Origin of the sequence: Paraburkholderia caribensis (assembly GCF_002902945.1) — a bacterium.
Taxonomy (GTDB): Bacteria; Pseudomonadota; Gammaproteobacteria; order Burkholderiales; family Burkholderiaceae; genus Paraburkholderia; species Paraburkholderia caribensis.
This window is the reverse complement of record NZ_CP026101.1, coordinates 2,806,444-2,819,360: the sequence shown is the minus strand read 5'-3', so window position 1 is coordinate 2,819,360 and position 12,917 is coordinate 2,806,444. Positions and strand designations below refer to the sequence as shown.

At 63.3% G+C, this 12,917-nt stretch carries 13 protein-coding genes; 12 read left to right on the top strand and 1 reads right to left on the bottom strand.

Going from position 1 to position 12,917, the window contains the following annotated elements; genetic code table 11:
• The first annotated feature begins 292 nt into the window (after positions 1–292).
• From C2L66_RS12505 to C2L66_RS12475, 7 genes are all read left to right on the top strand, one after another.
• Positions 293–1,705: a hypothetical protein gene (locus C2L66_RS12505; RefSeq protein WP_060599805.1), complete on the top strand. Its 1,413-nt coding sequence runs from the start codon at positions 293–295 to the stop codon at positions 1,703–1,705.
• A gap of 247 nt (positions 1,706–1,952) precedes the next feature.
• Positions 1,953–2,528 (top strand): YqgE/AlgH family protein, encoded by a 576-nt coding sequence (locus C2L66_RS12500; protein ID WP_054928782.1) that lies wholly within the window; start codon positions 1,953–1,955, stop codon positions 2,526–2,528.
• Positions 2,525–2,959, top strand: coding sequence for a Holliday junction resolvase RuvX (gene ruvX, locus C2L66_RS12495; RefSeq protein ID WP_054928781.1), 435 nt, complete (start codon positions 2,525–2,527; stop codon positions 2,957–2,959). Before C2L66_RS12500 ends, ruvX begins: the two co-directional genes overlap by 4 nt.
• A complete protein-coding gene (gene pyrR, locus C2L66_RS12490) occupies positions 2,946–3,458 on the top strand; it encodes a bifunctional pyr operon transcriptional regulator/uracil phosphoribosyltransferase PyrR (RefSeq protein ID WP_060599807.1) in 513 nt (170 codons plus the stop codon). The genes ruvX and pyrR overlap by 14 nt, the downstream gene beginning before the upstream one ends.
• An 80-nt stretch (positions 3,459–3,538) precedes the next feature.
• The gene (locus C2L66_RS12485) at positions 3,539–4,579 is read left to right on the top strand and encodes an aspartate carbamoyltransferase catalytic subunit (protein ID WP_054928779.1); all 1,041 of its coding nucleotides are present in this window, start codon (positions 3,539–3,541) and stop codon (positions 4,577–4,579) included.
• Positions 4,580–4,642: 63 nt separating this feature from the next.
• The gene (locus C2L66_RS12480) at positions 4,643–5,920 is read left to right on the top strand and encodes a dihydroorotase (protein WP_060599809.1); all 1,278 of its coding nucleotides are present in this window, start codon (positions 4,643–4,645) and stop codon (positions 5,918–5,920) included.
• Positions 5,921–5,970: 50 nt separating this feature from the next.
• Positions 5,971–6,828 (top strand): lysophospholipid acyltransferase family protein, encoded by an 858-nt coding sequence (locus C2L66_RS12475; RefSeq protein WP_060599811.1) that lies wholly within the window; start codon positions 5,971–5,973, stop codon positions 6,826–6,828.
• A 48-nt stretch (positions 6,829–6,876) separates the two neighbouring features.
• Here C2L66_RS12475 and C2L66_RS12470 read toward each other — a convergent pair whose 3' ends face one another.
• A complete protein-coding gene (locus C2L66_RS12470) occupies positions 6,877–7,722 on the bottom strand; it encodes a symmetrical bis(5'-nucleosyl)-tetraphosphatase (RefSeq protein ID WP_060599813.1) in 846 nt (281 codons plus the stop codon).
• 355 nt (positions 7,723–8,077) lie between these two features.
• Here C2L66_RS12470 and C2L66_RS12465 point away from each other — a divergent pair, with 355 nt between their 5' ends.
• The 5 genes from C2L66_RS12465 (at position 8,078) to rfbC (ending at position 12,907) form a co-directional block, all read left to right on the top strand.
• Complete coding sequence (locus C2L66_RS12465; protein ID WP_060599815.1) at positions 8,078–8,983, top strand: NAD-dependent epimerase/dehydratase family protein; 906 nt, start codon at positions 8,078–8,080, stop codon at positions 8,981–8,983.
• Between the two features lie 189 nt (positions 8,984–9,172).
• The gene (locus C2L66_RS12460; RefSeq protein WP_233444914.1) at positions 9,173–10,231 is read left to right on the top strand and encodes an RNA-guided endonuclease InsQ/TnpB family protein; all 1,059 of its coding nucleotides are present in this window, start codon (positions 9,173–9,175) and stop codon (positions 10,229–10,231) included.
• Positions 10,232–10,405: 174 nt separating this feature from the next.
• Positions 10,406–11,467, top strand: coding sequence for a dTDP-glucose 4,6-dehydratase (rfbB, locus tag C2L66_RS12455; protein ID WP_060599817.1), 1,062 nt, complete (start codon positions 10,406–10,408; stop codon positions 11,465–11,467).
• A gap of 10 nt (positions 11,468–11,477) precedes the next feature.
• Positions 11,478–12,371 carry a glucose-1-phosphate thymidylyltransferase RfbA gene (gene rfbA / locus C2L66_RS12450; RefSeq protein ID WP_060599819.1) on the top strand — a complete coding sequence of 298 codons (894 nt, stop codon included), beginning with the start codon at positions 11,478–11,480 and terminating at the stop codon, positions 12,369–12,371.
• Entirely contained in the window at positions 12,356–12,907 is a 552-nt protein-coding gene (gene rfbC / locus C2L66_RS12445) for a dTDP-4-dehydrorhamnose 3,5-epimerase (RefSeq protein ID WP_060599821.1), read from the top strand. Before rfbA ends, rfbC begins: the two co-directional genes overlap by 16 nt.
• Positions 12,908–12,917: the final 10 nt, after the last annotated feature.

The window sequence follows — 12,917 nt, the reverse complement described above, 5'->3', positions numbered from 1 at the left end:
CGCGCATGGGCTGTCGCAAGATGAATTGTCGCAGCGCTTGGCTTGCACGCTTATGCGTGCGATTCATCACGGTGGTCTGGCAGGTGCTGCTGCGTGAGCATGGTGCTTTCAGCATCGCGAGGTTGCGAACTTGAGCGGTGCCGTTTGCGTCATGTCGTGATCTGAGAAAGCGGCACCGTTTCGGGGCTATGCGGTCGGTGGCCCGGCAATTGCACTATTTTCGCCATAACGGCAGTTCCGGAGGCGCAGTATCGATGCCGCCGGACCATGCCGGCGTTCCTGCAACCTGCTCATGACCCTTCGATCCGCATCGCCCGATACGCTCGACGCTTTACCGAATCCCCGCGGCGGCGCCGTCCGCCCCGCGGAGCAGGCCATTGCCGATGCGCTCGATGCCTTCGAGCAGCGGCGCGACATGACCGCGCAACTGCTGATCGCCGGGCGTGCGTTGCGCGAGGCAGGCTGGCTCGCCGCCCACCGTTTCACCGATGCATTGCTGCTCGTCTCGCCGATGGCGGCAAGCGGTCTCGCCGAAGAGGCGGCCGCCCGCGCGGCGTTCGGCGCGGCGTTGCGCGCGTTTCGTGCGGCGCTCGAACGGCGAAATCTGCGCGAGCTTGGCTGCTCGGGCTCGCTTTTCGAGCATTACCGCGCGCTCAGCACGCATATCGCGCAGCACACGCCCGGCTACAGCATCACGTTCGAAGACGTCGCGCTTGCCGGCCGGCCCGTTCCGCCCGTTTCGCTGCGTTCGCAATCGGTGGCGCGCCTGGCGCATCTGCGGGCGCGTTACGAGCAGGCGCTGCTGCCCGTGCTGCGCTCGAAAGGCCATGTCAGCACGAGCGCGGTGGCGGGCGCGGTCAATGCGGCGCTCGACGATCTCGACGCCTGCCTCGTCGATCTTTCCGGTCCCGATCCATACGATTTCTGGCGTCTCGCCCTGGCGTGCTCGCGCGCGTTGCGCGCGACCGGCCGCTCCGTCGAAGATGCCGACATGCGGCGCTTCTACGCGCGTTGCAACATTGCACTTGCCGATGAAGAGCGCGGCATTCCGCTCGCGCCGCGCTCGCTCGTGCGTGCGACGCTCGCGCTGTTGTGGCGCGACTATGCGCTATTCGGCGCAGCCGCCGAAGACACCGAGCACGTCGAACTGCTGCGCGACTACGGCTTGACGGTCGACTGGCATATCGCGGGCACGCAGGCATCGGAAGCGCTGTGGGAGGCGGGCGCGCACCAGGCGGAGACGCTGGCGGCGCACGTCGCGATGACGCGCGAACTCGGCGTGCTGACGGTCAATGCCAACGCGTATGAAGACTTTTTGCAAACCGCCGACGCCGCGATCGCCGCACTCTCGGATTACGCACGCGCCGCCGACAATCCGCAAAAAGCCGACCCCAGCGCCGCGCTGCAAGCGGGCGATGCGGCCTACCGACTCGGCGCGGCTGCGTCGGCGCTCGGACTCGGGCAGGTCGCGCTGCTCGCCGACGCGTTGGGTCTTGCGTGGCGCCGCCGCGCGCATGCCGGCGTATCGACGCCCGCCGTGCGCGCGCACATCGTGGTCGAAGCGCCCGACGCGCGCTCGCTCGAAGCGGCCGCCGAGGCGTTGCGCGCGATGCTGCACAAGGTCGCGGCAGGCGTCGCGCCGCAGTCGGCGACGAACGCGCTGGCCGCGCTGACGCGCGCCATCGAACAAGGCGGCGGCGCGTAGCGAACCGTCTGGATGCAGGAGAACGGGCGGGATCCTGGCGCTATGCCGTCAGCTGCGCGATAGCGCACGCTCGTCGTTCCCGGCAAGGCGGGAGCGCGTGATAGAGTGCAGTTTCATGGACTGCGATCTCGTCGGCCGCGCGCTTGCAGACAGCCTGCCCGCAAAGACCGGCGAACAGCCCGCTGCACGATTTTTGCGCAACGCACGGGCCCCGCAGTCGCGCACCGTCTTTGCTAAAATTCGACCTATGTCCAAGAGTAACGATCGCATCAATCTGACCAACCAGTTCCTGATCGCCATGCCCAACATGGCGGACCCCACGTTTTCAGGAACGGTGGTCTACCTTTGCGATCACAGCGAGCGCGGCGCGCTCGGCCTCGTCATCAACCGGCCGACCGATATCGACCTCCAGGCGCTGTTCAATCGCATCGATCTCAAGCTCGAGATCGAGCCTCTGCTGCATGTCCCCGTGTATTTCGGCGGCCCGGTGCAAACCGAGCGCGGCTTCGTGCTGCATGACGCTTCGGAAAGCACCTATACGTCGTCGATGCAGGTGCCGGGCGGGCTGGAGATGACCACGTCGAAAGACGTGCTCGAAGCCGTCGCAAGCGGAAAGGGCCCGCAGCGTTTTCTGCTGACGCTCGGCCACGCAGGCTGGGGCGCGGGCCAGCTCGAGGACGAAATCTCGAAGAACGGCTGGCTCACGGTTCAGGCCGACCCGAAAATCGTGTTCGACGTGCCTGCTGAAGAGCGCTTCGAAGCCGCCCTTGCACTGCTCGGCATTTCTTCTTCGATGCTCTCCGGCGAAGCAGGTCACGCATGAGCAGTGTGGCCGGACGTGAAGCGACGCTGCTTGCGTTCGACTACGGCGAAAAACGTATCGGTGTTGCCGTCGGCAATTCGCTCACCCGTAGCGCACGGCCGCTCGTCGTGCTGCAAAACCGCAATCGCGAATATCGCTTCGAAGCGGTCGGCAAGCTGATCGACGAATGGAAGCCCGACGCGCTCGTCGTCGGCTTGCCGATGCATCCCGATGGCACTCCGCACGAAAGAACCCAGCTCGCCAAGCGCTTCGGCAACCAGCTGAACGGGCGCTTCAATCTGCCTGTCACGTGGGTCGACGAACGCTATTCGTCGGTCGAAGCGGAGGCGGGTATCCGCGACGGGTCGAGGCAAGCCGGCATGCTCGACGCCGAAGCCGCGTGCATCATTCTTCAGCAATATCTGGACGGACTTTCCGATGAGCTCCATTGACGCCGAGGCGCTCTACCGCGCCTTGCTCGAACAGATCCGCGCCGCCTATGGCGACGCGCTGGGTGGTCCGGACGGCGCGGTGCTCGCCGGCATCTACAGTGGCGGCGCGTGGCTGGCCGAGCGTCTCGCCAAAGACCTCGACGTGCCGACCTTCGGCGTCGTCAACGTCGCGCTGCATCGCGACGACTACGCGAAGAAAGGCTTGCACACGCAGGCCAGCCCAACCTCGTTGCCTTTCGAAGTCGACAACCGCCGCATCGTGCTCGTCGACGACGTGCTGTACACCGGCCGCACCGTGCGCGCCGCGCTGAACGAACTGTATGACTACGGGCGTCCCGCGTCCGTTGAACTCGCGGTGCTCGCCGATCGCGGCGGGCGCGAGTTGCCGGTAGCGGCGCGCTTTGTCGGCGGCACGATCGAGGTGCCGGCGAATGCGACGCTGGTGCTGTCACGCGACGGCGACAGCCTCGCGTTTCACACCGAGCCGCGCGCGGATTGAGCGCGTGCAACGCCCGCTCAGCCGCGCAACGCTGTAACGATTAGCAGCACATGCAGTCCCCAGTCTGATTCAGGAACACCATGAACACGCCCAACCCGGTTTCCCAAGGTTCCACCGTTTCGGCCGATCACGCCGCGTCAGCGGACCGTTTTCGCTACGGCTTCCTGAAGGGCAATCCGCAGCTCACGAAGAACGGCGAGCTGAAGCATCTGCTGACGATCGAAGGCCTGCCGCGCGCGATCGTCAATCACATTCTCGACACGGCCGAGCAGTTCGTCAGCGTGACCGACCGCGAGGTGAAGAAGGTGCCGCTGTTGCGCGGCAAGTCGGTATTCAACCTGTTCTTCGAAAACTCGACGCGCACGCGCACCACCTTCGAGATCGCTGCGAAGCGTCTGTCGGCGGATGTGATCAATCTCAACATCAATGCTTCGTCGACGAGCAAGGGCGAGTCGCTGCTCGACACGATCAACAACCTGTCGGCGATGCATGCCGACATGTTCGTCGTGCGGCATGCTTCGAGCGGCGCGCCGTATCTGATCGCCGAGCATTGCGCGCCGCACGTGCACGTGATCAACGCGGGCGACGGCCGTCATGCACACCCGACGCAGGGTCTGCTCGACATGTACACGATCCGCCACTACAAGAAGGATTTCACGAATCTGCGCGTGGCGATCGTCGGCGACATTCTGCATTCGCGCGTTGCGCGCTCCGACATTCACGCGCTCACCACGCTCGGCGTGCCCGAAGTGCGCGCGATCGGCCCGCGCACGTTGCTGCCGGGCGGCCTCGAGCAGATGGGCGTGCGCGTGTTCCACAACCTCGACGAAGGGCTGAAGGACGTCGACGTCATCATCATGCTGCGTCTGCAGAACGAGCGGATGAGCGGCGCGTTGCTGCCGTCGGCGCAGGAGTACTTCAAGAGCTGGGGGCTGACGCCCGAGCGTCTCGCGCTCGCGAAGCCCGATGCGATCGTGATGCATCCGGGCCCGATGAATCGCGGCGTCGAAATCGACTCGCAGGTGGCGGACGGGCCGCAGTCGGTGATTCTGAATCAGGTGACGTTCGGCATCGCGGTGCGCATGGCGGTGATGGGCATCGTCGCGGGCAACAACGATTGATCCGCGCCCGAATCGGCATTCGAATCAGGCAATGAAAGCACAGGCAGGCATAAAAGGCAGCGCATGAAGATTCATATTCAAGGCGGCACGCTGATCGATCCCGTAGCGGGCACCGAGCGGCAACAGGACGTATTCATCGCGGCGGGCAAGATCGTCGCGCTCGGCAGCGCTCCTGCCGATTTCAACGCGGCGAGGACGATCGACGCGAAGGGCCTTTACGTGGCGCCCGGTTTCGTCGATCTGTCGGCGCGCCTGCGCGAGCCAGGCTTCGAGCACAAGGCCACGCTCGAATCGGAGATGGCCGCGGCGCTCGCGGGCGGCGTGACGAGCCTCGTCTGTCCGCCCGACACCGATCCCGTGCTCGACGAGCCGGGCCTCGTCGAAATGCTGAAATTCCGCGCGCGCAATCTGAATCGCGCGCACGTGTATCCGCTGGGCGCGCTGACGGTTGGGCTCAAGGGACAGGTGATCACCGAGATGGTCGAGTTGACGGAGTCCGGTTGTATCGGCTTCTCGCAGGCCGATACGCCCGTCGTCGATACACAGGTCTTGCTGCGCGCGCTGCAGTACGCGAACACCTACGGTTACACCGTATGGCTGCGTCCGCAGGACGCGTATCTCGCGAAGGGCGGCGTCGCGGCGAGCGGTCCGCTCGCGTCGCGTCTCGGTCTGTCGGGCGTGCCGGTGTCGGCGGAAACGATCGCGCTCCATACGATCTTTGAACTCGTGCGTGTGACGGGCGCGCGCGTGCATCTGTCGCATCTGTCGTCGGCGGCGGGTGTCGAGCTGATGCGCGCGGCGAAAGCGGAAGGTCTGCCCGTGACCTGCGATGTCACGATCAATCATGTGCATCTGATCGATATCGATATCGGCTACTTCGATGCGCAGTTCCGGCTCGATCCTCCGCTGCGTTCCCAGCGCGACCGCGAGGCGATTCGCGCGGGTCTGCTGGACGGCACGATCGACGCGATCTGCTCGGACCACACGCCCGTCGACGACGACGAGAAGCTGTTGCCGTTTGCCGAGGCGACGCCGGGCGCGACGGGGCTCGAACTGCTGCTGTCGCTTACCGTCAAGTGGGCGGACGAAGCGGGCATCTCGCTCGCGAAGGCTCTGAACCGCATCACGGCTGCGCCCGCTGGCGTGTTGAAGCTGCCTGCTGGTCGCGTCGAAGCCGGCGGGACGGCCGACCTGTGCGTGTTCGACCGCGACGCTCATTGGCGCGTCGAGCCACGCGCGCTGAAAAGCCAGGGACATAACTCGCCGTTCCTCGGCTACGAGCTGCCGGCCCGCGTGCGCGCGACGGTCGTGTCGGGTCGGGTGGCGTTCGAGCAGCGCTGAGCGCGTTGCGCATCGGCAGAGAATGGAAAGATAAGCGGAAGACTCGCAAGATGAAGCTCGCGTTACGCAAGGCTCGGCTGGTCGTGCATCTGCTGCACGGCATGTGGACCGTCTGGACACGATTTCCGCGCGCGACGCCACAGCAGCGTCTGGAACTGAACCGCGCGTGGTCGCTGCGCATGCTGCAGTTGTGCGGCATGCGTCTCGTCGTGCACAACGACGGCGCGCGGCTCGACGAAGGCGTGCTGGTCGTGGCGAACCACATTTCGTGGCTCGATATTTACGTGATCAACGCGTGGCGTCCGACGCCGTTCGTGTCGAAAGCCGAAATCCGTAAATGGCCGGTGGTCGGCTGGCTCGCGCAGCAGCTAGGCACCGTGTTCATTCAGCGCGAAAAACGTAGCGATGCGAAACGCATCATGCACGAACTCGCCAATCGGCTGAACGCGGGCGAACTGATGTGTGTCTTTCCGGAAGGCACGACGTCCGACGGCGTTCAACTGTTGCCGTTTCACGCCAACATGTTTCAGGCGGCGGTGTCGGCGTCGCGTCCGGTGCAGCCTGTGTGCATGATGTACGAGGACGCGCAGGGCCGGCAGTCGACGGCGCCGGCGTATATCGGCGAGCTGTCGCTTGGCGAGTCGCTCGATGCGATGTTGCGCGCAGGTCCGCTGACGGCGCATGTGTATGTCGGTGCGCCGCTCGCGCCGGGGGCGGATCGGCGTTTGCTGGCGGCGGAGGCGCAGGCTTCCGTTGGGGCGGCGCTCGCCGCGCTGCAGGACCCCGAGGCGCGTCGTTCCGGCCAGATCGCGGATCGGACCCAGCAGTTCATCGACGCCGCAGCGGAAGCGAAAAATCCGCAAGAGCCGCTAGCCGATCCCGACGCCGACATGACGCGCCACGCATAGGGCTGCATAGCACTGCATAGCACGTCAGTCAGCCTTCATTCTTCGCGTTCAAGCGACGGCGCGGCAACCTTCGCATTCCACCTGCGTGACCGTGCGTTCGGCGGGCGACTGCGCCAGCCGGACGGCCGACAACTGCTCGCCCCACACGCAGCCCGAATCGAGTCCGATCAGATTGTCGCGGACCATCAAACCGAGCGCGGCCCAATGTCCGAAGACCACGGTAACGTCTTCCGTCTTGCGCCCCGGCACGTCGAACCACGGCATGAAACCCGAGGGCGCCGAATTGATGCCGCCGCTCGACGAGAAGTCCATCACGCCATCGGCATTGCAAAAGCGCATCCGCGTGAGTGCGGTGCAGGTCAGGCGCAACCGGTCGATGCCTTTCAGGCTCGGCTTCCAGCGGTTCGGCTCGTTGCCGTACAGGCCAGCCAGCGTCTCTTTCCAGGTCGGCGCGCGCAATGCGCGCTGCAGCTCGTCGGCGAGTTCCAGCGTCAGATCGACGTCCCACTGCGGCAGTACGCCCGCGTGCACGAGCAGCATGCCGTTCTCGTAATGAACCAGCGGACGATGGCGAATCCAGTGCAGCAGGTCTTCGGCGTCGGGCGCGGCGAGGATCTCATCGATCGTGTCGCCTTTCTTGGACTTTCTGATGCCCGCCGATACCGACAGCAGATGCAGATCGTGATTGCCCAGCACGGGCACGGCGCGATCTCCCAGCGCGATGATGTCGCGCAGTGTCGCAAGCGATTCGCCGCCACGATTGATCAGGTCGCCCGCGAACCAGAGGGGCGCGTCGGCGGGAGGCGCGGCCTTCGCCAGAAGTTGCTGGAACTGGGTGCGGCAGCCCTGCAGATCGCCGAAAGCGAGAGGAGGGAAGCTGGTGGAAACGGTCATCGGCAAGAAGTAGTGGTCCGAAGGACGCGGCGGCGGGGTATGGCAGCGCCGCGAGTCGCCGGGAATTGAGTTCGAAGCTGCTGCAGTCGAGCTGCATTGCACAACACGACATGATAGCGCGCGTTCCCGGGTCCGTCCGGGATCGGCGGCAGGTTGCTGGCGTCGCCGCGCCGTGTCGTACTCCATCGCCGTGCAAGCGCTGAATTATTTTGATTTTTTTCGGACTTTTGGGCGATTTTCTGGCGGCCAAACTACGCTTTCACGACCCTTGGCGAATGAACGGGGCCGATTCATTCGTCCGATATAATCGGCCACTGCCAGCGCGACAGGCGCTCAGATCAGGGAGGAAAGGGATTTGCGGCATCCGTCTCAGCCAGTCATCCACCGCGTTCTCATCACGGGAGCGAGCGGTTTCACTGGTGCCTACGTGCGCGAAGAACTCGCCGACGCAGGCTATGAGGTCATCGGCACGACGGCCGGCGATGCCCAGCCCGGCGAGCGCACGCTCGACATCACGTCGCTGCCGGATTGCCGCCGCCTGATCGGCGAGCTGAAGCCCGAATTCATCGTGCATCTGGCGGCGATCAGCTTCGTCGCACACGACGATCCGTTGGAAATGTACAACGTTAACGTGATCGGTACGACGAACCTGCTGCAGGCTTGCGTCGACGTCGGGCACGAGCCGCGCAAGATTCTGATCGCGAGCAGCGCGAACATTTATGGCAACGCGGAAGGTGTCGTCGATGAAGACGCGCCGGCTGCGCCTGTCAACCACTACGCAGCGAGCAAGCTGGCGATGGAGCATCTGGTGCGAACGTGGTTCGACCGGCTGCCGATCGTTGTCACGCGGCCTTTCAACTACACGGGGCGCGGGCAGTCCGAGCGTTTCCTGGTTCCGAAAATCGTTTCCCATTTTGTGCGGCGTCGACCGTTTATCGAATTGGGAAATATCAACGTTGCACGCGATTTTTCGGACGTGCGGATGGTGTCGCGGGCATATCGGGCGCTACTCGAAGCCCCGGTCGCGGGCGAAACGCTCAATGTTTGCAGCGGCAGTCCGCGCACTCTGACGGATATTATCGATATCGTCCGCGAGGCATCGGGTCACGACCTCGAAATTCGCGTAAATCCCGCCTTCGTCCGGCAAAATGAAGTCAAAGTGCTGGTTGGTTCGGCGAAAAGGCTGAACCGCGTCGTCCCTGACATGCCGGCAATCGGCATTGAAGACACCATCGACTGGATGCTTTCTCTGGTTGTCTGATTTACCAGGAGCTGCGGAAAGCCCCGTCAGGGGCGAGGCGGAGCGCGGCGGCCGACGGGCCACCTTGCGCTTTGCTATGCTCCCGGTATGTTGCCTCGCCGGAATCTAAAGCGCCTTGTGCCCCCTTCTGTTCAAACCGCTACCGCAACGCGCGTCCTCAGGCTTCGCCTGAAGGACCGGCACGCGCGCGTGTTACGAGAGTGGGCATATCACGTCAACCAGGTCTGGAACTACTGCAATGAACTAAGCGTACGCATCTTCGAGCGTGAACGCCGGTTCGTCTCGGCCTACGAGCTTGACCGCTACACCGCCGGCGCGACGAGGGAAGGCTTGCCACTGCACTCCCAAACGGTCCAGGCCATCAGCGCGGAACTGGTGACGCGGCGCAAGCAGTCCCGCAGGGTCAAGCTTCGCTGGCGCGTGTCCGGCGGCGCGCGCCGCTCACTCGGCTGGATACCGTTCAAGGCGAGTGCCATCCGCTATCGCAATGGACAGGTGTTCATCGCGAGCACACCACTCTCGTTGTGGGACAGCTACGGGTTGTCGCGGTACGAACTCGGCGCCGGCTGTATCAGCGAGGATGCGCGCGGCCGGTGGTATTTGAACATCACGGTGAAGGTCGAGAGCAAGCCTAAACCGGCCGTCAGCGGCGTTGCGCGGTCTGTGGGCCTAGACCTGGGGCTGAAGGACTTCGCCGCCACGAGCGACGGTGCTGCGCTTGAGGCGCAGCGCTCCTATCGCGAACTGGAGCCGGCACTCGCCAGCGCGCAGCGGGCGCGCAAGAAGGCGCGCGTGAGAGCGATTCACGCGAAGATTGCCGCACGCCGGAAGGATTTTCTCCATAAGCAATCGACGGCGCTCGTGCGGATGTACGGCGCCATCTTCGTTGGCAACGTGAACGCGCAGGCGCTGACGCAGACCCGCGCGGCGAAGTCCGTGCTGGATGCGGGCTGGAGCGCGTTCCGGACCATGCTGCAGTACAAGTGCGATGACGCAGGCGTGTGGTTCGACGAGGTCAACGAGGCGTACTCAACCCAGACCTGTTCTGCGTGCCGCGCGCGCAGCGGTCCGAAAGGACTTGAAGGTCTGCGAATAAGGGAATGGACGTGCGCCTGTGGCGCGCGTCATCATCGCGACGTGAATGCCGCGAAAAACATTCTCGCGGCCGGACGTGGCCGTCTTGCAGAAGGAATCCCTGTCCTCTTAGAAAGGGCGGGGAGGACGTCAAAAACTGTCTCAGTTTGTTAGTCCTCTGGTGTTTCTCATCGACACCTTTATAATGACTGGTTACGTACCCGCGTGCCCGTTTGTAAGGTTCGGTCAGCATTGCTGCCGCTCCTCTCCGGTCGGCAATGATTGTTCCGTCTCAGGCCGGCTCGGCATGCCGGCCACTCGGCCAAGAAAATCTCTAGAAGGAATCCCATGATCCTGGTAACGGGCGGTGCCGGCTTTATCGGCGCCAATTTCGTGCTTGAATGGTTGAACGCCTCGGATGAGCCAGTCCTGAACCTGGACAAGCTGACGTACGCAGGCAACCTCGGCACACTGAAATCGCAACAGGACAATCCTCGTCATGTCTTCGTGCGCGCCGACATCTGCGATCGTGACACGCTGGACAAACTCTTTGCCGAACACAAGCCGCGCGCGGTGCTGCACTTTGCCGCCGAAAGCCACGTCGACCGCTCGATCCACGGGCCGGCTGACTTCGTTCAGACCAACGTGGTAGGTACCTTCACGCTGCTCGAAGCTGCAAGATCGTACTGGAACACGCTGAACGATGCAGACAAAGCGGCATTCCGCTTCCTGCACGTATCGACGGATGAAGTGTTCGGCTCGCTGTCGGCGACCGATCCGCAATTCTCCGAAACCACGCCGTACGCGCCGAACAGCCCGTACTCGGCCACCAAGGCTGGCTCCGACCATCTCGTGCGTGCGTATCACCACACGTACGGCTTGCCCGTGTTGACGACCAACTGCTCGAACAACTACGGCCCTTACCAGTTCCCCGAAAAGCTCATCCCGCTGATGATCGCCAATGCGCTCGGCGGCAAGCCGCTGCCCGTGTATGGCGACGGTCAGAACGTGCGCGACTGGCTGTATGTCGGCGACCACTGCAGCGCGATCCGCGAAGTGCTGGCGCGCGGCGTGCCGGGCGAAACGTATAACGTCGGCGGCTGGAACGAGAAGAAGAACCTCGAAGTCGTGCACACGCTGTGCGATCTGCTCGACCAGAAACGTCCGAAAGCGCAGGGCTCGTATCGCGATCAGATCACCTATGTGACAGACCGTCCGGGCCACGACCGCCGTTATGCGATCGATGCGCGCAAGCTCGAGCGTGAACTGGGCTGGAAGCCGGCCGAGACTTTCGAAACGGGTCTCGCGAAGACGGTGCAGTGGTATCTCGACAACCAGGAGTGGGCCGACGAGGTCGCTTCGGGCGAGTACCGCAAGTGGGTCGAAACGAACTACGCGCAACGCGCGTAAGGGCGGAACGATGGCACGCAAAGGCATTATTCTCGCGGGCGGATCTGGCACGCGGCTCTATCCGATCACGCACGTCGTATCGAAGCAGCTGCTTCCCGTGTACGACAAGCCGATGATCTACTACCCGCTGTCGACGCTGATGGTCGCGGGTATCCGCGATGTGCTCATCATCTCGACGCCGCAGGACACTCCGCGCTTCGAAGCGATGCTCGGCGATGGCAGCCAATGGGGCATGAATATTCAGTACGCGGTGCAGCCGTCACCGGATGGACTTGCGCAGGCGTTCATCATTGGTCGCGAGTTCGTCGGTAACGATCCGTCGGCGCTGATTCTCGGCGACAACATTTTTTACGGTCACGATCTGGCAAAGCAGCTGGAGCGTGCGGATGCTCGCACGGATGGCGCGACGGTGTTCGCGTATCACGTGCATGATCCCGAGCGTTATGGCGTGGTCGAGTTCGATAAGGATTTTCGCGCGCTGTCGATTGAAGAAAAGCCGGCGAAGCCGCGGTCGAATTACGCGGTCACGGGTTTGTACTTCTACGATAACGAGGTTTGCGATATCGCCGCGGATATCAAGCCTTCCGCGCGCGGCGAACTTGAGATTACCGATGTGAATTCGCGGTATCTGTCGCAGAAGAAGCTGGACGTCGAGATCATGGGGCGCGGCTACGCATGGCTCGACACAGGAACGCACGATTCTTTGATCGAAGCGGCGACGTTCATCGCTACGTTGCAGAAGCGGCAAGGGCTGGTCGTTGCATGCCCGGAAGAAATTGCGTACCGGCGCAAGTGGATCAATGGCGAAGAGTTGCTCGCGCTCGCGAAACCACTGTCGAAGAACGCTTACGGGCAGTATCTGCGAAACCTTCTTACGGACCAAGTCGCATGGCCATCAGCGTAACTGCAACCGCGCTTCCTGAAGTCAAGATCATCGAGCCGAAAGTGTTTGGTGATGCGCGAGGATTCTTTTACGAGAGCTTCAACGCGCGTGAATTTGCCGAATCCGTTGAGGCGGGTGTCGAGTTTGTGCAGGACAACCATTCGCGTTCCGCTAAGGGCGTGCTGCGCGGGCTGCACTATCAGATCCAGCATGCGCAGGGGAAGCTTGTGCGTGTCGTGGCGGGTGACGTTTATGATGTGGCGGTGGATCTCCGCAAGAGTTCACCAAATTTCGGCAAGTGGGTGGGCGTACATCTCTCCGCGGAAAATCAGCGGCAAATGTGGGTTCCGCCCGGGTTTGCGCACGGCTTCTTAACGCTGTCCGATTCGGCTGACTTCTTGTACAAGACCACTGACTACTGGTTCGCGGAGTACGAGCGCAGCATTGCGTGGAACGACCCGCAGATCGGGATTGATTGGCCGATCGAAGGTGAGCCACTTGTTGCCGTCAAAGATGCCGCAGGTAAGCGCCTTGTCGACGCAGATGTTTTTGCTTAAAGGCCGAGGA

Excerpts from the sequence above, each read along its gene's own strand:
- C2L66_RS12505 (WP_060599805.1), top strand. The coding sequence starts at position 293 with ATGACCCTTCGATCCGCATCGCCCGATACGCTCGACGCTTTACCGAAT.
- C2L66_RS12500 (WP_054928782.1), top strand. The coding sequence starts at position 1,953 with ATGTCCAAGAGTAACGATCGCATCAATCTGACCAACCAGTTCCTGATC.
- ruvX (WP_054928781.1), top strand. The coding sequence starts at position 2,525 with ATGAGCAGTGTGGCCGGACGTGAAGCGACGCTGCTTGCGTTCGACTAC.
- pyrR (WP_060599807.1), top strand. The coding sequence starts at position 2,946 with ATGAGCTCCATTGACGCCGAGGCGCTCTACCGCGCCTTGCTCGAACAG.
- C2L66_RS12485 (WP_054928779.1), top strand. The coding sequence starts at position 3,539 with ATGAACACGCCCAACCCGGTTTCCCAAGGTTCCACCGTTTCGGCCGAT.
- C2L66_RS12480 (WP_060599809.1), top strand. The coding sequence starts at position 4,643 with ATGAAGATTCATATTCAAGGCGGCACGCTGATCGATCCCGTAGCGGGC.
- C2L66_RS12475 (WP_060599811.1), top strand. The coding sequence starts at position 5,971 with ATGAAGCTCGCGTTACGCAAGGCTCGGCTGGTCGTGCATCTGCTGCAC.
- C2L66_RS12470 (WP_060599813.1), bottom strand. The coding sequence starts at position 7,722 with ATGACCGTTTCCACCAGCTTCCCTCCTCTCGCTTTCGGCGATCTGCAG.
- rfbB (WP_060599817.1), top strand. The coding sequence starts at position 10,406 with ATGATCCTGGTAACGGGCGGTGCCGGCTTTATCGGCGCCAATTTCGTG.
- rfbA (WP_060599819.1), top strand. The coding sequence starts at position 11,478 with ATGGCACGCAAAGGCATTATTCTCGCGGGCGGATCTGGCACGCGGCTC.
- rfbC (WP_060599821.1), top strand. The coding sequence starts at position 12,356 with ATGGCCATCAGCGTAACTGCAACCGCGCTTCCTGAAGTCAAGATCATC.